This window comes from Streptomyces sp. NPDC088254 (assembly GCF_044740925.1).
In the GTDB taxonomy this organism is placed as follows: Bacteria; Actinomycetota; Actinomycetes; order Streptomycetales; family Streptomycetaceae; genus Streptomyces.
In genome coordinates, this window is sequence record NZ_JBIURQ010000003.1 from 193,802 (window position 1) to 215,512 (window position 21,711).

At 70.7% G+C, this 21,711-nt stretch carries 20 protein-coding genes; 16 read left to right on the forward strand and 4 right to left on the reverse strand.

The features are described 5' to 3' along the window. Positions 1-5 precede the first annotated feature (5 nt). The 5 genes from ACIOC0_RS11455 to fabF all read left to right on the forward strand — a co-directional run bounded on the left by ACIOC0_RS11455 (position 6) and on the right by fabF (position 4,971). Positions 6-1,214 carry a PucR family transcriptional regulator gene (locus tag ACIOC0_RS11455; RefSeq protein WP_402154687.1) on the forward strand — a complete coding sequence of 403 codons (1,209 nt, stop codon included), beginning with the start codon at positions 6-8 and terminating at the stop codon, positions 1,212-1,214. An 89-nt stretch (positions 1,215-1,303) separates the two neighbouring features. Next, the gene (locus ACIOC0_RS11460; RefSeq protein ID WP_402154689.1) at positions 1,304-2,242 is read left to right on the forward strand and encodes an ACP S-malonyltransferase; all 939 of its coding nucleotides are present in this window, start codon (positions 1,304-1,306) and stop codon (positions 2,240-2,242) included. Positions 2,243-2,251: 9 nt separating this feature from the next. Next, positions 2,252-3,253: a ketoacyl-ACP synthase III gene (locus ACIOC0_RS11465; protein WP_402154691.1), complete on the forward strand. Its 1,002-nt coding sequence runs from the start codon at positions 2,252-2,254 to the stop codon at positions 3,251-3,253. Positions 3,254-3,355: 102 nt separating this feature from the next. Continuing rightward, a complete protein-coding gene (locus tag ACIOC0_RS11470) occupies positions 3,356-3,604 on the forward strand; it encodes an acyl carrier protein (protein ID WP_030341284.1) in 249 nt (82 codons plus the stop codon). Between the two features lie 86 nt (positions 3,605-3,690). Further along, the gene (gene fabF, locus ACIOC0_RS11475) at positions 3,691-4,971 is read left to right on the forward strand and encodes a beta-ketoacyl-ACP synthase II (RefSeq protein ID WP_351098681.1); all 1,281 of its coding nucleotides are present in this window, start codon (positions 3,691-3,693) and stop codon (positions 4,969-4,971) included. Positions 4,972-5,050: 79 nt separating this feature from the next. Here fabF and ACIOC0_RS11480 read toward each other — a convergent pair whose 3' ends face one another. After that, a complete protein-coding gene (locus ACIOC0_RS11480; protein WP_351098680.1) occupies positions 5,051-5,545 on the reverse strand; it encodes a DUF3145 domain-containing protein in 495 nt (164 codons plus the stop codon). 281 nt (positions 5,546-5,826) lie between these two features. On the opposite strand from ACIOC0_RS11480, the gene ACIOC0_RS11485 reads away from it, so the two are divergent. After that, positions 5,827-6,726 (forward strand): SGNH/GDSL hydrolase family protein, encoded by a 900-nt coding sequence (locus ACIOC0_RS11485; RefSeq protein ID WP_402154693.1) that lies wholly within the window; start codon positions 5,827-5,829, stop codon positions 6,724-6,726. 15 nt (positions 6,727-6,741) lie between these two features. Beyond that, positions 6,742-7,713 (forward strand): aldose epimerase family protein, encoded by a 972-nt coding sequence (locus tag ACIOC0_RS11490; protein ID WP_402154695.1) that lies wholly within the window; start codon positions 6,742-6,744, stop codon positions 7,711-7,713. 169 nt (positions 7,714-7,882) lie between these two features. Here ACIOC0_RS11490 and ACIOC0_RS11495 read toward each other — a convergent pair whose 3' ends face one another. Then, entirely contained in the window at positions 7,883-8,689 is an 807-nt protein-coding gene (locus ACIOC0_RS11495; RefSeq protein ID WP_402154697.1) for an EI24 domain-containing protein, read from the reverse strand. A gap of 218 nt (positions 8,690-8,907) precedes the next feature. On the opposite strand from ACIOC0_RS11495, the gene ACIOC0_RS11500 reads away from it, so the two are divergent. After that, a complete protein-coding gene (locus tag ACIOC0_RS11500) occupies positions 8,908-10,071 on the forward strand; it encodes a serine hydrolase domain-containing protein (RefSeq protein ID WP_402154699.1) in 1,164 nt (387 codons plus the stop codon). A 111-nt stretch (positions 10,072-10,182) separates the two neighbouring features. Here ACIOC0_RS11500 and ACIOC0_RS11505 read toward each other — a convergent pair whose 3' ends face one another. Continuing rightward, positions 10,183-11,205: an NADP-dependent oxidoreductase gene (locus tag ACIOC0_RS11505; RefSeq protein ID WP_402154701.1), complete on the reverse strand. Its 1,023-nt coding sequence runs from the start codon at positions 11,203-11,205 to the stop codon at positions 10,183-10,185. 99 nt (positions 11,206-11,304) lie between these two features. Between ACIOC0_RS11505 and ACIOC0_RS11510 the strand changes: the two genes are divergently transcribed. After that, complete coding sequence (locus ACIOC0_RS11510) at positions 11,305-11,742, forward strand: MarR family winged helix-turn-helix transcriptional regulator (RefSeq protein WP_402154703.1); 438 nt, start codon at positions 11,305-11,307, stop codon at positions 11,740-11,742. A 22-nt stretch (positions 11,743-11,764) separates the two neighbouring features. Here the strand turns inward: ACIOC0_RS11510 and ACIOC0_RS11515 are convergent, their stop codons facing one another. Then, a complete protein-coding gene (locus tag ACIOC0_RS11515) occupies positions 11,765-12,676 on the reverse strand; it encodes a hypothetical protein (protein ID WP_402154705.1) in 912 nt (303 codons plus the stop codon). A 245-nt stretch (positions 12,677-12,921) separates the two neighbouring features. Here ACIOC0_RS11515 and ACIOC0_RS11520 point away from each other — a divergent pair, with 245 nt between their 5' ends. From ACIOC0_RS11520 to ACIOC0_RS11550, 7 genes are all read left to right on the forward strand, one after another. Beyond that, positions 12,922-14,082: a mandelate racemase/muconate lactonizing enzyme family protein gene (locus ACIOC0_RS11520; protein WP_351098672.1), complete on the forward strand. Its 1,161-nt coding sequence runs from the start codon at positions 12,922-12,924 to the stop codon at positions 14,080-14,082. Further along, positions 14,079-15,083 carry a zinc-binding dehydrogenase gene (locus ACIOC0_RS11525; RefSeq protein WP_402154707.1) on the forward strand — a complete coding sequence of 335 codons (1,005 nt, stop codon included), beginning with the start codon at positions 14,079-14,081 and terminating at the stop codon, positions 15,081-15,083. The genes ACIOC0_RS11520 and ACIOC0_RS11525 overlap by 4 nt, the downstream gene beginning before the upstream one ends. Before the next feature lie 121 nt (positions 15,084-15,204). Further along, positions 15,205-16,176, forward strand: coding sequence for a hypothetical protein (locus ACIOC0_RS11530; protein WP_402154709.1), 972 nt, complete (start codon positions 15,205-15,207; stop codon positions 16,174-16,176). A gap of 155 nt (positions 16,177-16,331) precedes the next feature. Continuing rightward, on the forward strand, positions 16,332-17,438 hold the full coding sequence (gene chvE, locus ACIOC0_RS11535; RefSeq protein WP_402154711.1) for a multiple monosaccharide ABC transporter substrate-binding protein: 1,107 nt from the start codon (positions 16,332-16,334) through the stop codon (positions 17,436-17,438). 44 nt (positions 17,439-17,482) lie between these two features. Then, positions 17,483-19,033: a multiple monosaccharide ABC transporter ATP-binding protein gene (gene mmsA / locus ACIOC0_RS11540; protein WP_402154713.1), complete on the forward strand. Its 1,551-nt coding sequence runs from the start codon at positions 17,483-17,485 to the stop codon at positions 19,031-19,033. After that, positions 19,030-20,274: a multiple monosaccharide ABC transporter permease gene (gene mmsB / locus ACIOC0_RS11545; protein WP_402154715.1), complete on the forward strand. Its 1,245-nt coding sequence runs from the start codon at positions 19,030-19,032 to the stop codon at positions 20,272-20,274. The genes mmsA and mmsB overlap by 4 nt, the downstream gene beginning before the upstream one ends. Positions 20,275-20,422: 148 nt before the next feature. Then, positions 20,423-21,577 (forward strand): aldose epimerase family protein, encoded by a 1,155-nt coding sequence (locus tag ACIOC0_RS11550; protein ID WP_402154717.1) that lies wholly within the window; start codon positions 20,423-20,425, stop codon positions 21,575-21,577. The last annotated feature ends 134 nt before the right edge of the window (positions 21,578-21,711 follow it).

Sequence of the window (21,711 nt, forward strand, 5' to 3'; positions counted from 1 at the left end):
GTCCCGTGCCCGAATCCCACTCCGAACCCGAAGCCCGCCACCGCCGAGCGGCAGCGCACCCGCACACCGCGACCCTGAAGCGGCTGGAGAAGTCCTCCGGGAGTCTCGCCGCCCAGGCGATCGCGCGGATGGACGAGACCCTGCCGTGGTACCGGGCGATGCCCCCGGAGAACCGTTCCTGGATCGGGCTCGTCGCCCAGGCGGGCATCGCCGCGTTCACGGAGTGGTTCCGGCACCCGGACGCCCCGCAGGCGATCTCCACGGACGTCTTCGGGACCGCCCCGAGGGAGCTGACCCGGGCGATCACGCTCCGGCAGACGGTGGAGATGGTGCGCACCACCATCGAGGTCATGGAGTCCGCGATCGACGAGGTCGCCGCTCCGGGCGACGAGGGCGTGCTGCGCGAGGCGCTCCTCGTGTACGCCCGTGAGATCGCCTTCGCCACCGCCCAGGTGTACGCGCAGGCGGCCGAGGCGCGCGGCGCGTGGGACGCCCGGCTGGAGTCCCTCGTCGTCAACGCCGTGCTCAGCGGGGAGGCCGACGAGGGGGCCGTCAGCCGGGCCGCCGCGCTCGGCTGGAACGCCCCGGAGAACGTGTGCGTGGTGCTGGGCACCGCCCCGGACGGCGACTCGGAACTGACGGTGGAGGCGATCCGGCGGGCCGCCCGGCACGCCAAGCTCCAGGTGCTCACCGGGGTGCTCGGCTCGCGGCTCGTCGTCATCGCGGGCGGCAGCGACAATCCGCTGGCCGTGGCCAGGTCGCTGATCGGCCCGTACGCGGCGGGCCCTGTGGTGGCCGGACCCGTGGTGCCCGACCTGCTGGCCGCGACCCGGTCCGCGCAGGCCGCCGCGGCGGGACTGAAGGCGTGTTCCGCCTGGCAGGACGCCCCGCGTCCGGTCCTGGCCGACGATCTGCTGCCGGAGCGGGCGATAGCGGGCGACCCCGGAGCCCGCGAGCAGTTGGTGGAGGAGATCTACAGACCGCTGGAGGAGGCGGGGTCCGCGCTGCTGGAGACGCTCTCCGTCTACCTCGAACAGGCGTCCAGTCTGGAGGGGGCGGCCCGGATGCTGTTCGTCCATCCCAACACCGTGCGCTACCGGCTTCGACGTGTGACTGACGTCACCGGCTGGTCGCCTTCGGATGTACGCTCGGCGTTCACCTTGCGCATTGCACTGATCCTGGGGCGTCTGGTCGATGGAGATCCCCAGACCTAGGCTTTTGTCGGGGGCCCACAAAACCCCCTGCCGTTCTTCGTCCTTGTCCCCACGGGCGGCCGTGGCCGCCCTCAAGAGAGAGTGTGAGAGTGCTCGTACTCGTCGCTCCCGGCCAGGGCGCCCAGACGCCCGGCTTCCTGACCCCTTGGCTCGAACTGCCCGGCGCCGCCGACCGCGTCGCCGCGTGGTCCGACGCCATCGGACTGGACCTCGTTCACTACGGCACGCAGGCCGACGCGGACGCCATCCGTGACACCGCGGTGGCGCAGCCGCTGCTCGTCGCCGCCGGAATCCTGTCCGCCACGGCACTCGGTGCCGTGACCCCGGGCGCCGTCGCGGGCCACAGCGTCGGCGAGTTCACGGCCGCCGCGTTCGCCGGGGTCCTCGACGACACCGCCGCGCTGACCCTCGTACGCAAGCGCGGTCTGGCCATGGCCGAGGCCGCCGCGATCACCGAGACCGGCATGTCGGCGCTGCTCGGCGGCGACCCGGAGGTCTCCGTCGCGCATCTGCGGAAGCTGGGGCTGACCCCGGCGAACATCAACGGCGCGGGCCAGATCGTCGCTGCGGGCACGCTGGAGCAGCTCGCCGCGCTGAACGAGGACAAGCCCGAGGGCGTCCGCAAGGTCGTCGCGCTCAAGGTCGCCGGCGCCTTCCACACGCACCACATGGCCCCCGCGGTCGAGACGCTCGCGACCGCCGCCAAGGAGGTCACCCCCGCCGACCCGACGGTCGCCTACGTCTCCAACAAGGACGGGCGGACCGTGGCGTCCGGCGCGGAGATCCTCGACCGGCTCGTCGGCCAGGTCGCCAACCCGGTCCGCTGGGACCTGTGCATGGAGACCTTCAAGGAGCTCGGCGTCACCGCGATCGTCGAGGTGTCCCCCGGCGGGACCCTGGTCGGTCTGGCCAAGCGCGCGCTGCCCGGCGTGCGGACGCTGGCGCTGAAGACCCCCGACGACCTGGACGCGGCCCGCGAGATCATCTCCGGGACCGTGACGCCCGCCGCCGACGCGGCGGGTGCGTGAGGAGCCCTGATGGCGAAGATCAAGCCCGGTAAGGGCGCCCCGTACGCGCGCATCATGGGCGTGGGCGGCTACCGGCCCACCCGGGTGGTGCCCAACGAGGTCATCCTGGAGACGATCGACTCCTCCGACGAGTGGATCCGCTCGCGCTCCGGCATCCAGACCCGGCACTGGGCGAACGAGGAGGAGACCGTCGCCGCCATGTCGGTGGAGGCCGCCGGCAAGGCGGTCGCCGACGCGGGGATCACCGCCGAGCAGATCGGCGCCGTGGTCGTCTCGACGGTCTCGCACTTCAAGCAGACCCCGGCCGTCGCCACCGAGATCGCCGACAAGCTGGGCACCGCCAAGGCCGCCGCGTTCGACATCTCGGCGGGCTGCGCCGGCTTCGGCTACGGCCTGACCCTCGCCAAGGGAATGGTCGTCGAGGGCTCCGCGGAGTACGTCCTCGTCATCGGCGTGGAGCGGCTGTCCGACCTGACCGACCTGGAAGACCGGGCCACCGCCTTCCTGTTCGGCGACGGCGCGGGCGCGGTCGTGGTCGGCCCCTCGCAGGAGCCGGCGATCGGCCCGACGGTCTGGGGCTCCGAGGGCGACAAGTCGGAGACCATCAAGCAGACCGTGCCGTGGACGGACTACCGCACCGGCGAGGTCGCCAAGTTCCCCGCCATCACGCAGGAGGGCCAGGCGGTGTTCCGCTGGGCCGTCTTCGAGATGGCGAAGGTCGCCCAGCAGGCGCTGGAAGCGGCCGGCATCGGCTCCGACGAGCTGGACGTCTTCATCCCGCACCAGGCCAACGAGCGGATCATCGACTCGATGGTGAAGACCCTGAAGCTCCCGGAGTCCGTCACGGTCGCCCGTGACGTGCGCACCACCGGCAACACCTCGGCCGCCTCGATCCCGCTCGCGATGGAGCGGCTCCTGGCGACCGGCGAGGCGAAGAGCGGCGACACCGCGCTCGTCATCGGATTCGGGGCGGGTCTCGTCTACGCCGCGACGGTCGTTACCCTCCCCTAGGCACTCCGTGCCGGATCATGCGGTCCGGCACGGGAAACGCACCACCTGCCGCTACCGCGGCGGGCGCCACACCCTGAAGAACACCAACGAAGGAGCGCCGACATGGCCGCCACTCAGGAAGAGATCGTCGCCGGTCTCGCGGAGATCGTGAACGAGATCGCCGGGATCCCGGTCGAGGACGTCCAGCTGGACAAGTCTTTCACCGACGACCTTGACGTCGACTCCCTGTCCATGGTCGAGGTCGTCGTCGCCGCCGAAGAGCGCTTCGACGTCAAGATCCCGGACGAGGACGTCAAGAACCTCAAGACCGTCGGCGACGCGACCGACTACATCCTCAAGCACCAGGCCTGAGCCACTGCTTGGGCCGGACGCTCCGGCCCGCCCCGCCACCCGGCGGTGGCGCCGCTGAATCCTCGCAAACGTTGGAGAAGGAATCCGTGAGCCCGACCAATCGCACCGTGGTCGTCACCGGTATCGGCGCAACCACACCGCTGGGTGGCGACGCAGCCTCTACCTGGGAGGGCCTGGTCGCCGGCAAGTCCGGCGTCAAGCCCCTGGAGCAGGAGTGGGCGGCCGACCAGGCCGTCCGTATCGCGGCCCCGGTCGCCGTGGAGCCCACCGAGGTCATCCCGCGGCCCCAGGCCCGCAAGCTGGACCGCTCGGCGCAGTTCGCGCTGATCGCGGCTCAGGAGGCATGGAAGGACGCCGGTTTCGAAGGCAAGGCCGGTGAGTCCACCGAGGGCGCCTCGGTCGACCCCGACCGGCTGGGCGCCGTCATCGCCTCCGGCATCGGCGGCGTCACGACCCTGCTGGACCAGTACGACGTGCTGCGGGACAAGGGCGTACGCCGCGTCTCGCCGCACACCGTGCCCATGCTGATGCCGAACAGCCCGTCCGCCAACGTCGGTCTGCTCGTGGGCGCCCGCGCGGGCGTGCACACCCCGGTCTCCGCCTGCGCGTCGGGCGCCGAGGCCATCGGCTACGCCATCGAGATGATCCGTACCGGTCGCGCCGACGTCGTCGTCGCGGGCGGCACGGAGGCGGCGATCCACCCGCTGCCGATCGCCGCGTTCGGCAACATGATGGCGATGTCCAAGAACAACGACGACCCGCAGGGCGCGTCGCGTCCCTACGACGTCGCCCGCGACGGCTTCGTCCTGGGCGAGGGCGCCGGTGTGATCGTCCTGGAGTCGGCCGAGCACGCCGCCAAGCGCGGCGCGCGGGTGTACGCCGAGGCCGTCGGCCAGGGCATCTCCGCCGACGCCCACGACATCGTGCAGCCCGAGCCGGAGGGGCGGGGCATCTCTCACGCCCTGCAGAACCTGCTGGAGCGCACCGACCTGAACCCGGCGGAGATCGTGCACGTCAACGCGCACGCGACGTCGACCCCGGCCGGTGACATCGCCGAACTGAAGGCGCTGCGCAAGGTCTTCGGCGACGACACCGACCACATGGCCGTCTCGGCGACCAAGTCGATGACCGGTCACCTTCTGGGCGGCGCGGGCGGCGTGGAGTCGGTGGCGACGGTCCTCGCGCTGTACCACCGGGTCGCTCCGCCGACCATCAACGTGGAGAACCTCGACCCGGAGGCGGAGGCCAACGCGGACGTCGTTCGGGGTGAGGCGCGCAAGCTGCCCGTCGAGGGCCGTATCGCGGCGCTCAACGACTCGTTCGGGTTCGGCGGGCACAACGTGGTGCTGGCGTTCCGGACGGTCTGAGAAGTCCTGTAGACGTCGAGTGGCCCGAACCCCGGGGTGGGGTTCGGGCCACTCGACGTCCCGGCGTCTCGTGGGCCGGTTACACGACCTGGTGCAGCCAGCGCACCGGGGCTCCCTCGCCCGCGTATCTGAACGGTTCCAGTTCGTCGTCCCACGGCTTGCCGAGCAGCTTGGACACCTCGGCCTCCAGGTCGCTCTCCTCGCGCCGGCTGCGCAGCAGGGCCGCGCGCAGCCGGTCCTCCGGGATCAGGATGTCGCCGTGGATGCCGGTGACGGCGTGGAAGATGCCCAGGTCGGGGGTGCAGCTGTAGCGCTCGCCCTCGGCGCCGGCGCAGGGCTCGGCGGTGACCTCGAAGCGCAGCAGGTGCCAGCCGCGCAGCGCGGACGCCAGCTTGGAGGCGGTGCCGGCCTGGCCCTGCCAGGAGAACTCCGAGCGCCAGGTGCCGGGCGCGGCGGGCTGCCGGATCCAGTCGAGGTTGACGCGCGTGCCGAGCACCCCGGCGACGGCCCACTCGACGTGCGGGCACATCGCGCGCGGCGCGGAGTGCACGTACAGAACTCCACGTGTCGTCACCGGGACCTCCGGGCAGAGCGGGACAGTCTTGCAGGCTGGCGTGGCGGCGGCGACAGGGCAGCCGCTTTGAGGGCGAGGCTACCGTGCGGCGGCGCAAGGAGTGTGACGTACCGTCGGTCCCGATGTCGTGAAACGTGTGCCATTCACCCGGCAGGACGCCTGTGCGGGTGCGATCGGTCGCTTCCGGTCGCCGTCGGGAACTCCCGGACGTTGTCATGGGAGAGGGACCGGGTGCGGCGGGTCGCACGGGAGCCGGACGAGGAGCGAGGGGGTCACCGGGGATGCGGAAGGGAATCCGGCGCGGGCGGGCGGTGCTCGCGGTCACCACGGCGGCCGTGCTGGGCCTGGCCGGCTGCGACGCCCTGGGCGGGGGCGGCCCCGAGGCGCCGGGCGCGCGGCAGAGCAAGCCGGCGCCGACGCCGACGCCGTCCTTCGTGTGGGACCGCAGCCCGGCGTCGATCGCCGCGGTGGGCGACTCCATCACCCGGGGGTTCGACGCCTGCGCGATCCTGACGGACTGCCCGGAGGTGTCGTGGGCGACGGGGGGCAACGCGGAGGTGAACAGTCTGGCGGTCCGTCTGCTGGGCGCGCGCAAGGCGGCGACGCACAGCTGGAATCACGCGGTGACCGGGGCGCGGATGGCGGACCTGCCCGCGCAGATGGCGCGGGCGGCGGCGGACAAGCCGCAGTTGGTGACGGTGATGGTGGGGGCGAACGACGCCTGCCGGGCGACGGCGGCGGCGATGACGCCGGTGGCCGACTTCCGCGCCGCGTTCGAGGACGCGATGCGCACGCTGCGCCGTGCCGCGCCGAAGGCGCAGGTGTACGTGGCGAGCGTGCCGGACCTGAAGCGGCTGTGGTCGCAGGGCCGGACCAGCGCGCTGGGCAAGCAGGTGTGGAAGCTGGGGATCTGCCCGTCGATGCTGGGCGACGCGGACGCGCTGGACGCGGCGGCGACGCTGCGGCGGGACACGGTGCACAAGCGGGTGGAGGACTACAACACGGTGCTCGGGGAGGTCTGCACGAAGGACCCGCGGTGCCGTTTCGACGAGGGCGCGGTGTACGACTACCGCTTCGGCACCGACCAGTTGAGCCACTGGGACTGGTTCCACCCGAGCGTGAACGGCCAGGCGCGCCTCGCCGAGATCGCCTACCGGAAGGTCACCGGCGCGACCGCGTGACTTAGGGTCTCGCTCATGAGCGAACACTTCGGAACACTTTCCGACGGCACACCGGTGCATCGCTGGACCCTGGAGCGCGCGGGCGTGCGGGTGCGGGTCCTGACGTACGGCGGGATCGTGCAGTCGGCGGAGGTCCCGGACCGGGAGGGGCGGACGGCTGACGTGGTGCTGGGGTTCGCCGCCCTGGACGGGTACCTCGCGCACCCGGAGCCCTATCTGGGCGCCCTGGTCGGCCGGTACGCGAACCGGATCGCGCACGCCGGCTTCCCGCTGGACGGGCGGACGTACGCCCTCGCGCCGAACAACGCCCCGAACTCCCTGCACGGCGGTGAGCGCGGCTTCGACAAGCGGGTGTGGGAGGCGGAGCCGGTCGAGCACGGGGTGCGGCTGAGCCGGGTCAGCCCGCATGGCGAGGAGGGCTTCCCGGGCCGCCTGGAGGTGTCGGCGACGTACGCCCTCGACGCGTCGGGCGCGCTGCGGATCGCCTACGAGGCGGTCACGGACGCGCCGACGGTGGTGAACCTGACCAACCACAGCTACTTCAACCTCGCCGGATCCGGGCCCGCGGGCGGGCACGAACTGCGGCTGGCCGCCTCCCGGTACACCCCGGTCGACGCGGACCTGATCCCCGAGGGCGCGCCGGCGGAGGTCGAGGGCACTCGCTTCGACTTCCGCGCGTCCCGCAAGGTGGGCGACGGCTACGACCACAACTTCGTGCTCGACAAGGGCGTCACCGACACTGCGGTGGAGGTCGCCGAACTGCACGACCCGGCGTCCGGACGGGTGATGACGGTGTCGACGACCGAGCCGGGCATCCAGGTGTACACCGCGGACCACCTCGGCGAGCCCTTCGCCCCCGGTGCGGGCATCGCCCTGGAGACCCAGCACTTCCCCGACTCCCCCCACCGCCCGGACTTCCCGAGCACCGTCCTGCGCCCGGGCGAGGTGTACCGCTCGGAGACGGTGTACGGCTTCTCGGCGCGATAGGGCCCGCGAGAACGCGCGAACCCCGGTCCAGGGGTCAGGGTCCCGGACCGGGGCCGCTCTCGGGCGAGGAGTGCCGCGTCCGACGCCGGTCGTTCGCGGTGCTCCCGCGATCCCGCCTCGACCTACCCACCCAGGTTTCGTACGAACCCTTCACAAGGGCCGGAGGTCCTCACAGGGGCTGGGGCGCGGTGTCCGTCCCCTCGCGGTCCTCGCGGTCCTCGCCGTCCGCGCTCTCCTCGCCCAGCAGGTCCCGCGCCATGAGGGTCGCGCCCGCGACCGCGCCCGGCATCAGGAACACCGCCACGAACGGCACCAGGAAGGCGAGGCCCAGCGGGGTGCCGAAGCCCCACACCAGGGGCTTGCGCGAGCGGAGCAGGGCGAGGCGGGCGCGCAGGTCGACGTTCCTGCGCTGGAGGGCGACGGCGGTGAGCTGCTCGGTGAGGAAGAAGCCGGTGACGAAGAAGCCGATCACCGGGACGACCGTCTGCCCGAGGAACGGGATGAAGCCGAGGGCGAACAGCAGCACCGCCCACAGCAGCGCCCGGACCAGGATGCGCAGGCTGTCGCGGGCGGAGATCCACAGCTCGCGCCAGAGCGGCAGGCCGGAGGAGGGGGCGGTGCCGTCGGGCGAGACGTCACGGTCGACGCGCTCGGAGAGGCTCTCGTAGAAAGGCTCCCCGATGAGCAGCGTGACCGCCGTGAAGGTCAGGACGGACAGCAGCAGTCCGAGGGCGAACAGCACGGCGGTGAGGAAGCCGCGGAACAGGCCCTGCCAGGGGCTCGACCAGTCGTCGGCGAAGGGCGTCGCCCACGCCGTGAAGTCGTCACCCCACACCGCGAGGGCCACCAGCGCCCCCAGGTAGAGGACGAGCGTGATCAGTCCCGGCACCAGAGCGAACCCGTACTGCCTGCCGTGCCGGGCCACCCATCGCTGGCCCTCCATGAGGTACTTGAATCCGGCCCCGAGTTCTCGCATGGCCGCACTCTATCGGTCGTGCTCACATCAGCCGCGGGCGTCATGGAGGGGCTGTGTAGGCCATCCGGGGCACAGGAGACACCGAGCCCCGTGTCACACAGTTGAGTCGATCGGGTAGACCTCGCCGTACCGATCCACGAAGCACGCGAGTACCCCCAGGTCGGGCAGGCTTTGATCACGATGGAACACGCAAGCAGCGGTCTGGTTGAGGAGCACGGATGACGCAGGAGATCCACGGCACCGTCGCGGACGGTTTCGAGGCGGCGCGGGAGGAGTTCGCCGCGTTCGTCGCGCAGGAGCGGCCGGGTTACGAGGGCCAGTTGTGCGCGTACGTGCACGGCCGCCGGGTCGTCGACCTGTGGACCGGGGACGGGGCGGGCGTGGACTCCCTCTACGGCGTGTTCTCGTCGACGAAGGGCGCGGCGCATCTGGTGGCCGCGCTCCTCGTGCAGGACGGCACCCTGGAGCTGGACCGCAAGGTCACCTACTACTGGCCGGAGTTCGGCAGTGAGGGCAAGGGCGCGCTGACCCTGCGTGAACTGCTCGCCCACCGGGCGGGCGTGGTCGGCACGGACACCGGGTTCACCCGGCAGGAGCTGGCCGACGACCGGCAGCTCGCCGAACGGCTCGCCGACCAGCGGCCGTTCTGGCGTCCGGGGACCGCCTTCGGCTACCACGGGCTGGTCATCGGCGCGCTCGTCGGCGAGGTCGTGCGGCGCGCGACGGGCCGCACGCTGCAGGACGTCTACGAGGAGCGGGTGCGCGCCCCCTACGGGCTGGACTTCTTCCTGGGGCTGCCGGCGCGGCACGAGACGCGGTTCCGCAGCACGCAGCCGATGGCGCCGACGCCGGAGCAGCGGGCCCTGCTCGACCGGCTGGCCGGCGGGCCGCACTCGCTGTCGGCCATCGCCTTCAACCGCCACGCCGCCGAGCCGACCGATCTCGAACTGCTGCCGAACGACCCGCTGATCCGCGCCAAGGGCCCGGCCTCGGTGGGCGGGGTGGCGTCGGCGCGGGGGCTGGCCGGGATGTACGCGGCGGCGATCAGCGAGGTCGGCGGGAAGGCGCCGCTGCTGAAGGAGGACACGGCGGCGGAGTTCGCGCAGTTCCACTCGGTGGGCTACGACCTGGTGTCGCGGGCGCACAAGTCGTTCGGACTGGGGTTCCAGGCGACCGCGGACACCTGGTACCCGTTCCTCGGCGCGGGGGCCTTCGGGCACAGCGGGGCGGCCGGCTCGCAGGCGTTCGCGGACCCGCGCAGCGGGCTGGCCTACGGCTACACCCGCCGCCGGTTCGCCTTCCCCGGCGGGGCGGCCCCGGAGAACGCCCGGCTGGCGGCGGCGGTGCACGGGGCGGCGCTGGCGGCAGGCCAGGTGCTGTGACCGGAAGGGTTCGCCGGGAAGCTCGCGGCGTCCGGCACGGGCTGTCCGCTTACGGCGAAGGCCGCGCCCCGTGTCCGGGGGCGCGGCCTTCGCCGTACGCGCGTGTGCCGCTCAGAGCTTCACGATCATCTTGCCGGTGTTGTCGCCGCGCAGGACGCCGAGGAACGCCTCGAGGTTGTTCTCGATGCCCTCGACGACCGTCTCGCGGTACTTCAGCTCGCCGGAGCGGACCCAGGCGCCGACCTCCTGGACGAACTGCGGCTGCAGGTCGTAGTGGTCGGAGACCAGGAAGCCCTGGATGTTGCCGCGGGTCTGGATGAGGCGGGGGAGGTTCCTCGGGCCGGGCGCGGGCTCGGTGTTGTTGTAGACGGAGATCATGCCGCAGATCGCGATGCGGCCGTGCTCGTTGAGCGCGCCGATCGCGGCCTCCAGGTGGTCGCCGCCGACGTTGTCGAAGTAGACGTCGACGCCGTCGGGGGCGGCCTGCTGGAGCTGCTCGGCGACGGGGCCGTTCTTGTAGTTGAAGGCGGCGTCGAAGCCGTACTCCTCCAGGAGCAGTTTGACCTTCTCGTCGGAGCCGGCCGAGCCGATGACCCGGGAGGCGCCCTTGAGCTTGGCGATCTGCCCGACCTGGCTGCCGACGGCGCCGGCCGCGCCGGACACGAACACCGAGTCGCCCTCCTTGAAGGAGGCGGTGCGCAGCAGGCCCGCGTAGGCGGTCAGGCCGGTCATGCCGAGGACGCCGAGGTAGGTGGACAGGGGGGCGGTGTCGGGGTCGACCTTGACGGCCTGCGCCGCGTCGAAGGTGGCGTACTCGCGCCAGCCGCCGAAGTGCAGGACGTGGTCGCCGACGGCGACGCCCTCGGCCTCGGAGGCGATGACCTCGCCCACGGCGCCGCCCTGCATGGCCTTGCCCAGCTCGAAGGGGGCGACGTAGGACTTGGCGGCGCTCATGCGGCCGCGCATGTAGGGATCGACGGAGAGGTACTCGTTGCGGACGAGGACCTCGCCGGGGCCGGGCCGGCGGATCTCCGCCTCGGCCAGCTCGAAGTCCTCGGGCTTCGGCCAGCCGACGGGGCGGCTGAGCAGACGCCACTCGCGGCCGGTGGCGGGAAGCGTGGGGGTCTCGGACATGGAGCCTTCCTTACCTGCTGAGCTCGTTCATTTCACTACCTGAAACAACCATGCTCCTGAATATTTCAGGTTGTCAAATAAGCGGGTACCCTGGATCTCATGTCCACACCCCAGCAGACCCGCCGTCCCGACGATCCCACCCTGGAGGTCGTCGAGCTCATCGGCGAGGTGGTGGCCCGCTACCACGCGGACTACGAGGACGCCGCGGCCGTGCACTCGCTCACCGGCGCGCAGGCGAGGCTGCTCGGCCTGCTCTGCCTGGAGCCGCTGCCCATGCGGAAGCTGGCGAACCGGCTGAAGTGCGAGCCGTCCAACGTGACCGGCATCGTGGACCGGCTGGAGACCAGGGGCCTGGTGGAGCGCCGCCCCGACCCGTCCGACCGCCGCGTGAAACTGGCGGCGGTGACGACGGAGGGCCATCAGGTGGCCCGGGACCTGCGCGAGTCGCTCCGCTTCGCCAGCGAACCCCTGGCCGGCCTGGCGGACGACGAACGAGAGCTGCTACGGCGTCTGCTGCGCCGCATGCTGGACCAGTGACGTGACGCCCGGCCGGGCGGACTCAGGTGCACCACCACAGGAAACGGTTGCACGTTTCCGAAGGCGAGGGCTGCGGGGCCGGCTGGGAGGTCGTCGGCGTGGCGCCGGCGGTGCGCGTCGGAACCGTCCGGGGGTCCCGCGCGGGCGCGGAGGACGCGCTGGGGGCGGAGGACGCCGCAGAAGCCTCGCGGGTCGGCGACTTCGTGTCCGACGCGCTGGGCGAGGGCGACGCCGAGGTCGGGGAGGCCGAGGAGGAGGCCGACGGGCGGGGTGAGGCGGCGGGGGCGGGGGCCTCACGGGCGTCGGCGTCGGCCGTGGCGGCGGGGGTGGACGAGTCGTCTTCGAGCGGCGAGGACTCCCCGTCGGCGGCCGCGGGGTTCGGCTCGGGCGATCCGGGCCCGTCGGCGCCGAGCTCGGCGAGGCTCAGCCCGCCGGCCGCCAGGACGAAGCCGGCGGCGATCAGCACGGTCCGGCGACGACGTCTTCGATGGACGGCTGCTTTGCGGTCGCGACGACTCGCGTCGCTCTCGTCGGCCGACGCCGACCCGCGGCCCGCGTCCCGGACCCGACCGCCCCGGCCCTGCTCCCGCCGGCGGGCGGCACGTCCCTGCGCGGGGGCGTCTTCGGCCGGCGCGGGGTCGTCGGCCACCGCTTCGGCCGCCTCCGGGCGGTCGGCGTGACCGAGCTCCGGGGCGGGCGACTGCTGCTCGTATGGCTGCGGCTCGTAGGACTGCCGCTCATAGGGTTGCTGCTCGTAGGGCTGCCTCTCGTGCGGCTGCGGCCCGTACGGGTCCGGCCGGCAGGCGTCCGGGGGGTACGTCTCCCGCCCGTACGCCTCCGGCGCGTACGCGCCCTGCGGTTCAGCGGGTGCGCCGCACCCCGGGCAGGCGAGGGCGCCGTTGAGGTGCCGTCGGCACGGGTGGCAGTAATCCATGACGCGGGAAGACTAGGTTCCCAGGGCGTGGCGTTCCTAGGTCCCCCTGTGAAAGTTGTGTGGGAAACCAACGCCTTCACGGGCTTCCCTCAGCCGAAAAACGATCTCCCGCGGTCGAAAGATCACCCGAAACTGTCGAAACCGTTACCTGTTCGACCCATTGACACTCCCCTCACACCGTCCTTACTGTCACGCCAGCATTTCGAACGTGTGACGAAATCTCGAACAGCTGAGGGGCAACTTCCGTGCGCATCACCGGAATCAGCACACACGTGGTCGGGACGCCCTGGCGCAACCTGACCTACGTTCAGGTGCACACCGACGAGGGCATCACCGGTGTCGGTGAGACCCGCATGCTGGGCCACACCGACGCGCTGATCGGCTATCTGAAGGAGGCCGAGGCCAACCACATTCTCGGCTCCGACCCGTTCGCCGTCGAGGACCTGGTGCGCCGGATGAAGTACGGCGACTACGGCCGCGCGGGTGAGATCGTGATGTCCGGCATCGCCGTCGTCGAGATGGCCTGCTGGGACATCAAGGGCAAGGCCCTCGGCGTCCCCGTCTGGCAACTGCTCGGCGGCAAGGTCACCGACAAGGTCAAGGCGTACGCCAACGGCTGGTACACCACCGAGCGCACCCCGGAGGCGTACCACAAGGCCGCCCAGGGGGTCATGGAGCGCGGTTACAAGGCCCTCAAGATCGACCCCTTCGGTACCGGCCACTACGAGCTGGACCACGAGAACACCCTGTACGCCGTCTCCCTGATCGAGGCCGTGCGGGACGCGATCGGCCCGGACGCCGAGCTGATGCTGGAGATGCACGGCCGCTTCTCCCCCGCCACCGCCGTCCGCCTGGCCAAGGAGCTCGCCCCCTTCAAGCCCGCTTGGCTGGAGGAGCCGTGCCCGCCGGAGAACCTGAAGGCGCTGGAGAAGGTCGCCGCCAAGGTGGACGTCCCCGTGGCCACCGGTGAGCGCATCCACGACCGGATCGAGTTCCGCGAGCTCTTCGAGAGCCAGGCCGTCGACATCATCCAGCCGGACGTCGGCCACATCGGCGGCATCTGGGAGACCCGCAAGCTCGCGGCGACCGCCGAGACGCACTACGTGCTCGTCGCCCCGCACAACGTGGGCGGGCCGGTGCTGACCGCCGCCTCCCTCCAGGTCGGCTTCACCTCGCCCAACTTCAAGATCCTCGAACACTTCAACGACTTCGCGGACGCGGAGATCAAGAAGGTCGTCAAGGGCGCCCCCGAGGTGGTCGACGGCTACTTCCACCTCTCCGACGCGCCCGGTCTCGGCGTCGAGCTGGACGTGGACGCGGCCGCCGAGTTCCCGCAGCAGCAGGCCCGCTTCGACCTGTGGGCCGAGGGCTGGGAGCAGCGCAAGCCGAAGGGCTCCGGGAAGTGACCACCGCCGTCGTCGTCGAGGCGCCGGGCGAGCACCGGCTCGTCGCGCACACGCCGCGCGAGCCGGAGCCGGGCGAGGCGCTCGTGCGGGTCCACGCCGTCGGCATCTGCGGCAGCGACCGCGAGGTCTACCAGGGCAACCGGCCCGAGGGCTACGTCCGTTACCCGCTCACCCCGGGCCACGAGTGGTCGGGGACGGTCCAGGCGGTGGGCACGGGAGTGCCCGCCTCACTGGTCGGCCGGAAGGTCGTGGGCGAGGGCTTCCGCAACTGCCAGGTCTGCGACCGCTGTCACGCGGGCGAGACGACGCTCTGCACGGACGGCTACGAGGAGACCGGGTTCACCCAGCCCGGGGCGATGGCCGCCACCCTCACCCTGCCGGCCCGGCTGCTGCACGTCCTGCCCGACGACGCCGACCTGACCGCCGCCGCCCTGCTGGAGCCGGCCGCCTGCATCGCGGCCGCCGCCCTCAAGGCGCACGCGGTGCCGGGCGAGAAGGTCGCCGTCGTCGGCACCGGGACGCTGGGTATGTTCGCCGTCCAGTTCCTCAAGGCGGGCTCGCCGGGCGAGCTGCTGGTGGTCGGCACCCGGCGGGACCGGGAGGAGCTCTCCCGGCAGTTCGGGGCGACCGGCTTCCGCACCCGGGACGAGGCGCTGCCCGACGACTTCGACGTGGTGATCGAGACGGCCGGGTCCGCGTCCGCCGCGCGCACCGCCGCCTCGCTGCTCCGGCGCGGCGGCCGGCTGGTCCTGACGGGCATCCCGGCGCCGGGCGCCGAGGGACTCGACCCGACGGACCTGGTCGTACGGCAGCTGGAGGTGCACACCGTCTTCGGGGCTCCGCCGGACGCCTGGTCCCACACCGTCCGGGTGTTCGGGGCCGGACTGCTGGACCCGCTGCCGCTGGTCACGCACGAGCTGCCGCTCACGGAGTTCCCCGAGGCGATCGAGCTGGTGGGCTCCGGCGATCCGAAGGTGGGCAAGGTGCTGCTCCGGCCGTAGGCCACCCCCAGCCGTGCGCCGGTGCGAAGGCACCTGACGGCCTCCGTACCGGCGTACCACCACCCCTTTCCGCCTTGAGCCGCGAACCTCGTCCGACATATCGAACGCAAAGGACAGCCTTGTGACCACCGACGCTTCCGCCACGGCGGCCCGCCGACCCGGCGAGCCGGCGCTCACCGCGCTCGGTCTGGGCGCGCCCGCCCTCGATCCCGCCGACGCCTCACCGCACACGTTCCCGGGCGGCGGCCGCTGGCGCACCGAGATCCCCTCGTGCGAGGGCCCCGAAGCGCTGACCGTCGCCCTGAAGGAAGCCTCGCGGCTCGACGTGCCCATCCACCGCATCAGCCAGGGCAGCGGTGTGTGGATGCTGTCCGACGCCGAGATCACCGAGATGGTCGAGGCGACCGCCGAACGCGACATCGAGCTCTGCCTGTTCACCGGTCCGCGCGGCACCTGGGACATCGGCGGCTCCACCCGGACCGACTCGCGCGGCGCGGGACTGAGAGCCAGAGGCCACGACGCCGTGGCCGGCTGCGTCGAAGACGCCGTGCGGGCCACGGAGTTGGGCGTCAAGTGCCTGCTCGTCGCCGACGAGGGCGTGCTGTGGACGCTGCACCGGGCGCGGCAGGCCGGGATCATCCCGGCGGACACCACGCTCAAGGTGTCCGCACTGATCGGCCCCGTCAACCCGGCCGCGTACGCGGTGTACGAGCACCTGGGCGCCGACTCGGTCAACGTGCCCAGCGATCTGACGCTGGATCACCTCACCGAGATCCGGCGGGTGTCGGGCGCTCCGATGGACATGTACATCGAGGCACCGGACGACTTGGGCGGGTACGTCCGGATGTACGAGGTCGCCGAGCTGATCCGGCGCGGGGCGCCGCTCTACCTCAAGTTCGGTCTCTCCAAGACCCCGGGCATCTACCCCTACGGGCACCACCTGCGGGAACTGACGCTGTCCACCGCCAAGGAGCGGGTGCGGCGCGGCCGGCTCGCCCTGGACCTGCTCGCACGCCACGGAGCCGGAGAGGACATGGCTCCGCTGGGGTCGCGACTGCCCGGCGAACTGAAGCGGTTCGAAACGCCCGCATAACGTTCCGGACACACAGCACACAAACGCTTCACACAAGCAGACGCAGCCGAACAGAATCCCACACGCGCGTTTTCTCGGCCCTTCCGGCACACCGCCTTCGGGCCCTCCAACTCGCGGGGCCGGGAACCACCCTCACCACATCAAGGATGATGACCATGCGTAACCGCAGAGCCGCACTCACCGCACTGGCCGGAGCCGCGTCCCTCGCCCTCACCCTGTCCGCCTGCGGCCAGAACAGCGAAGGCGGCAGCGAGGAGAAGGCGGGCGACACCAAGGGCGCGACCATCGGCATCGCGATGCCGACCAAGTCCTCCGAGCGGTGGATCTCCGACGGCAACAACGTCGTCAAGGAGCTCGAGGCCAAGGGCTACAAGACCAAGCTGGTCTACGGCGAGGACAAGCCCGAGCAGCAGGTCTCCCAGATCGAGAACCTGATCGCCCAGGGCGTCAAGGCGCTGATCGTCGCGGCGATCGACAACAAGTCCCTGGACAACGTTCTCCAGCAGGCCAAGGACGCGAAGATCCCGGTCATCTCCTACGACCGCCTGATCCTCAACAGCCCGAACGTCGACTACTACGCGTCGTTCGACAACGAGAAGGTCGGCCAGCTCCAGGCCAACTACATCGCCGACAAGCTCGGCCTGAAGTCGGGCAAGGGCCCCTTCAACATCGAGCTGTTCGCCGGCTCCAACGACGACAACAACACCAAGTACTTCTTCAACGGCGCGATGAGCGTGCTCCAGCCGTACATCGACAGCAAGAAGCTCGTCGTCAAGTCCGGCCAGACGAAGATCACCCAGGTCACGACCCTGCGCTGGGACGGCGCCACCGCCCAGCGCCGCATGGACGACATCCTCTCCAAGTCGTACGCGAGCGGGAAGGTCGACGCCGTCCTCTCTCCGTACGACGGCATCTCCATCGGCATCCTGTCCGCCCTGAAGTCCGACGGCTACGGCAGCGCCGCCAAGCCGCTGCCGGTCCTCACCGGCCAGGACGCCGAGCTCGCCTCGGTGAAGTCGATCATCTCCGGCCAGCAGACGCAGACCGTCTACAAGGACCTGCGCCAGCTCGCCAAGGTCGCCGCGAACATGGTCGACGCGTCCCTCAACGGCAAGAAGCCCGAGGTCAACGACACCAAGACCTACGACAACGGCAACAAGGTCGTCCCGGCGTACCTGCTCCAGCCCGTGAGCGTCGACAAGACCAACTACGAGGAGGTCCTGGTCAAGGGCGGCTACTACACCGCCGACCAGCTCAAGTAAGCGCCGACGCCCTTCACACGAAACACGGATTGGAAGGCACGACCATGGCGGGACCCGTCCTGGAAATGCGCTCGATCGTCAAGACCTTTCCCGGCGTCAAAGCGCTGTCGGACGTCACACTGACCGTCCGTCAGGGCGAGGTCCACGCCATCTGCGGAGAGAACGGCGCCGGCAAGTCGACCCTGATGAAGGTCCTCTCCGGCGTCCACCCGCACGGCACCTACGAGGGGGAGATCCTCTTCGAGGGAGAGCTCTGCCGCTTCAAGGACATCCGGGCGAGCGAGCAGCACGGCATCGTCATCATCCACCAGGAGCTGGCGCTGGTGCCGTACCTCTCCCTCGCGGAGAACATCTTCCTCGGCAACGAGCACGCCAAGCGCGGGCTCATCGACTGGAGGGAGACCCTGCGCCACGCTTCCGAGCTGCTGCGCCGGGTCGGTCTGAGCGACCACCCCGAGACCCGCGTCTGCGACATCGGCGTGGGCAAGCAACAGCTCGTGGAGATCGCGAAGGCCCTGTCGAAAAAGGTGAAGCTGCTCATCCTCGACGAGCCGACCGCGGCCCTGAACGACGAGGACAGCGGCAAACTCCTCGACCTGATCCTTGAGTTGAAGAACCAGGGCATCACCTCGATCATCATCTCCCACAAGCTCAACGAGATCCGCCGGGTCGCCGACTCGGTGACGATCATCCGCGACGGGAAGTCCATCGAGACCCTGGACGTCAAGGCCGAGGCGACCAGCGAGGACCGGATCATCTCCGGCATGGTCGGCCGCGACCTCGACAACCGCTTCCCCGAGCGCACCCCGCACGAGCCGGAGGCGGGCGCGGCGCCCGCGCTGGAGATCCGCAACTGGACCGTGCACCACCCGATCGACCAGCAGCGCAAGGTCGTCGACGGCGTGTCGATCGACGTGCGGCGCGGGGAGATCGTCGGTATCGCGGGACTGATGGGCGCCGGCCGCACCGAACTCGCCATGAGCGTCTTCGGCCGGTCCTACGGCCGGTACGCGGGCGGCACCGTCCTCAAGGACGGCAAGGAGATCCGCACCAAGTCCGTCGCGGAGGCGATCGGGCACGGCATCGCCTACGTCACCGAGGACCGCAAGCACTACGGCCTCAACCTCATCGACACCATCAACCGGAACATCTCGCTGACCGCCCTGGACAAGGTCGCCAAGCGGGGCGTGGTCGACGAGCACGAGGAACGGCAGGTGGCCGAGCGCTACCGCAAGTCGATGAACATCAAGGCGCCGACCGTCTTCGAGCCGGTGGGCAAGCTGTCCGGCGGCAACCAGCAGAAGGTCGTCCTCAGCAAGTGGATCTTCGCGGGTCCGGACGTGCTGATCCTGGACGAGCCCACGCGCGGCATCGACGTCGGCGCCAAGTACGAGATCTACACGGTCATCGACAAGCTGGCCGCGGAAGGGAAGGCGGTCGTCTTCATCTCCTCCGAGCTGCCGGAGCTGCTCGGTATGTGCGACCGCATCTACACCATGGCCGCAGGGCGGTTGACGGGTGAGTTCCCGCGTGCCGAGGCCACGCAGGAATCGCTGATGCGTCAGATGACGAAGGACAAAGAGGTAACCCGATGAGCACGGAAGTGACCGCCAAGAGCCCGGCCCCCGCGCCGCCCGGCAAGAGCGGGGACGCGGCGGGCGGGAACCTGCTCCAGCTGGTGCTGGACGGCCTGCGCCGCAACATGCGTCAGTACGGCATGCTGATCGCGCTCGGTCTGATCGTGGCGCTGTTCGGCGTGTGGACCGACGGCGGACTGCTGACGCCGCACAACATCTCCAACCTGGTGCTGCAGAACAGCTACGTCCTGATCCTCGCGATCGGCATGATGCTGGTCATCATCGCGGGCCACATCGACCTGTCGGTCGGTTCGCTGACCGCGTTCGTCGGGGCCTTCGCGGCCGTGCTGACCGTGCAGCACGACGTGCCGTGGCCCGTCGCCGTCGCCCTCTGCCTGCTGGCGGGGGCCGTGGCGGGCGCGGTGCAGGGCTTCTTCATCGCCTACCTCGGCATACCCTCCTTCATCGTCACCCTCGCCGGGATGCTGACCTTCCGCGGCGTCACCGAGATCCTGCTGGAGGGACAGACCCTCGGCCCGTTCCCCCTCGGGCTGCAGAAGATCGGCAACGGCTTCCTCCCGGAGGTCGGCCCGGAGACCAACTACCACAACATCACCCTGCTCCTCGGCATCGTGCTGATCGCCTTCGTGGTCATGCAGGAGGTCCGGGACCGCAAGCGTCAGCGGGAGTTCTCCCTCGACGTGCCGCCGACCAACCTCTTCCTGCTCAAGCTCGTCGCGATCGTCTCCGCGCTGCTCGTCGTCACCCTGCTGCTCGCCAGCTGGAAGGGCGCGCCGATCATCCTGCTGATCCTGGGCGCGCTGGTGGTCGGGTACGGCTACCTCATGCGCAACTCCATCTTCGGCCGGCACATCTACGCCATCGGCGGCAACCTGCCGGCGGCCAAGCTGTCCGGCGTCAAGGACAAGAAGGTCACTTTCCTGGTCTTCCTGAACATGGGCGTGCTCGCGGCCCTGGCTGGTCTGGCGATCGCCGCCCGCCTCAACGCGGCCTCTCCGAAGGCGGGCCTGAACTACGAACTCGAGGCGATCGCCTCGGCGTTCATCGGTGGCGCGTCCATGAGCGGCGGTGTGGGCACCGTCCTCGGCGCGATCATCGGCGGTCTCGTCCTCGGCGTGCTGAACAACGGCATGAACCTCCTCAGCGTCGGCACCGACTGGCAGCAGGTCATCAAGGGCCTCGCCCTGCTGGCCGCCGTCGGCTTCGACGTGTGGAACAAGCGCAAGTCCGGTTCGTAAGCAAGCGCGGACGCTCCGCCGGGAAAGGCCGTACAAGCCGTGTCGAACCTGCGGGCCGGTCGTGGCCGATGGCGCGGTTCCCCGCGCCCCTTCGGGGGCGCGGGCCCCGGCGGGGCTCCCACCCAACCCCACTTTCGGGAGCCGCTACATGGAACTGAACAGACGCACGGTCATCGCGGGCGCCGCTGCGGCGGGCATCGCCGCCACCGCCCTCGGGGGTGTCGCCGAGGCCTCCACCTCCGGCGGCAAGAAGCCGACCAAGAAGGTCTTCGGCACGCTCGCCGACGGCACCGAGGTCCACCTGTGGTCGCTGGCCAACGGCGGGACACGGCTGAAGGTCCTGGACTACGGCGGCATCGTCCAGTCCCTGGAGATCCCCGACCGTCGCGGCCGCTACGCCAACGTCTCCCTGGGCTTCGACAACATCGAGGACTACGTCGCCAAGTCCCCCTACTTCGGCGCGCTGATCGGCCGCTTCGGCAACCGCATCGGCAAGGGGCAGTTCACCCTCGACGGCAAGGCCTACCAGGTCGACGTCAACGACGGCGCGAACAGCCTGCACGGCGGTTCCAAGGGCTTCGACAAGCACGTGTGGAGCGTCGAACCGTTCGCCAAGGGCTCCGACGTCGGCCTGCACCTGCGGTACACCAGCGCCGACGGCGAGATGGGCTACCCGGGCACGCTGAAGGTCAAGGTCACCTACACCCTCACCCGGCACGGCGACTGGCGCATCGACTACGAGGCCACCACCGACAAGGCCACCGTCGTCAACCTCACCAACCACGTCTACTGGAACCTCGCCGGCGAGTCCAGCGGCACCGTCTACGACCACGAGCTGGAGATCGACGCCGCCCGCTACACGCCCGTCGACTCGGGCCTGATCCCCACCGGCGAGCTGGCGAGGGTCGCGGGCACCCCCTTCGACTTCCGCCGCGCCAAGACCGTCGGCGAGGACATCCGCGTCGCCCACCAGCAGCTGCTGTACGGCCAGGGCCTCGACCACAACTGGGTCCTCGACAAGGGCATCACCTCCCGGCCGGCGCCCGTCGCCACCCTGCGCGACCCGTCCTCGGGCCGCACCCTGACGATCTCCACCACCGAGCCCGGCCTGCAGTTCTACTCCGGGAACTTCCTCGACGGCACGCTCGTCGGAAGCGGCGGGACCGTCTACCGCCAGGGCGACGGCATGTGCCTGGAGACGCAGCACTTCCCGGACTCGCCGAACAAGCCGAACTTCCCGTCGACCGTGCTGCGGCCCGGCCGGACGTACCGGTCGACGACGGTCCACTCCTTCGACTGCTGACGTTCCCTCAGCGGTGGGGCGCAACTGACACCCGCTTCTCGGCGGTTGAACAGTTGCGCCCCGGCCTGCGTATGTAGGGACGGCCCGCGCTCCCCCGCGCGGGCCACCCAGATGACGACGGGCCCGGTCGTCCC

Excerpts from the sequence above, each read along its gene's own strand:
- ACIOC0_RS11465 (WP_402154691.1), top strand. The coding sequence starts at position 2,252 with ATGGCGAAGATCAAGCCCGGTAAGGGCGCCCCGTACGCGCGCATCATG.
- ACIOC0_RS11470 (WP_030341284.1), top strand. The coding sequence starts at position 3,356 with ATGGCCGCCACTCAGGAAGAGATCGTCGCCGGTCTCGCGGAGATCGTG.
- ACIOC0_RS11485 (WP_402154693.1), top strand. The coding sequence starts at position 5,827 with ATGCGGAAGGGAATCCGGCGCGGGCGGGCGGTGCTCGCGGTCACCACG.
- ACIOC0_RS11490 (WP_402154695.1), top strand. The coding sequence starts at position 6,742 with ATGAGCGAACACTTCGGAACACTTTCCGACGGCACACCGGTGCATCGC.
- ACIOC0_RS11495 (WP_402154697.1), bottom strand. The coding sequence starts at position 8,689 with ATGCGAGAACTCGGGGCCGGATTCAAGTACCTCATGGAGGGCCAGCGA.
- ACIOC0_RS11500 (WP_402154699.1), top strand. The coding sequence starts at position 8,908 with ATGACGCAGGAGATCCACGGCACCGTCGCGGACGGTTTCGAGGCGGCG.
- ACIOC0_RS11505 (WP_402154701.1), bottom strand. The coding sequence starts at position 11,205 with ATGTCCGAGACCCCCACGCTTCCCGCCACCGGCCGCGAGTGGCGTCTG.
- ACIOC0_RS11510 (WP_402154703.1), top strand. The coding sequence starts at position 11,305 with ATGTCCACACCCCAGCAGACCCGCCGTCCCGACGATCCCACCCTGGAG.
- ACIOC0_RS11515 (WP_402154705.1), bottom strand. The coding sequence starts at position 12,676 with ATGGATTACTGCCACCCGTGCCGACGGCACCTCAACGGCGCCCTCGCC.
- chvE (WP_402154711.1), top strand. The coding sequence starts at position 16,332 with ATGCGTAACCGCAGAGCCGCACTCACCGCACTGGCCGGAGCCGCGTCC.
- mmsA (WP_402154713.1), top strand. The coding sequence starts at position 17,483 with ATGGCGGGACCCGTCCTGGAAATGCGCTCGATCGTCAAGACCTTTCCC.
- mmsB (WP_402154715.1), top strand. The coding sequence starts at position 19,030 with ATGAGCACGGAAGTGACCGCCAAGAGCCCGGCCCCCGCGCCGCCCGGC.
- ACIOC0_RS11550 (WP_402154717.1), top strand. The coding sequence starts at position 20,423 with ATGGAACTGAACAGACGCACGGTCATCGCGGGCGCCGCTGCGGCGGGC.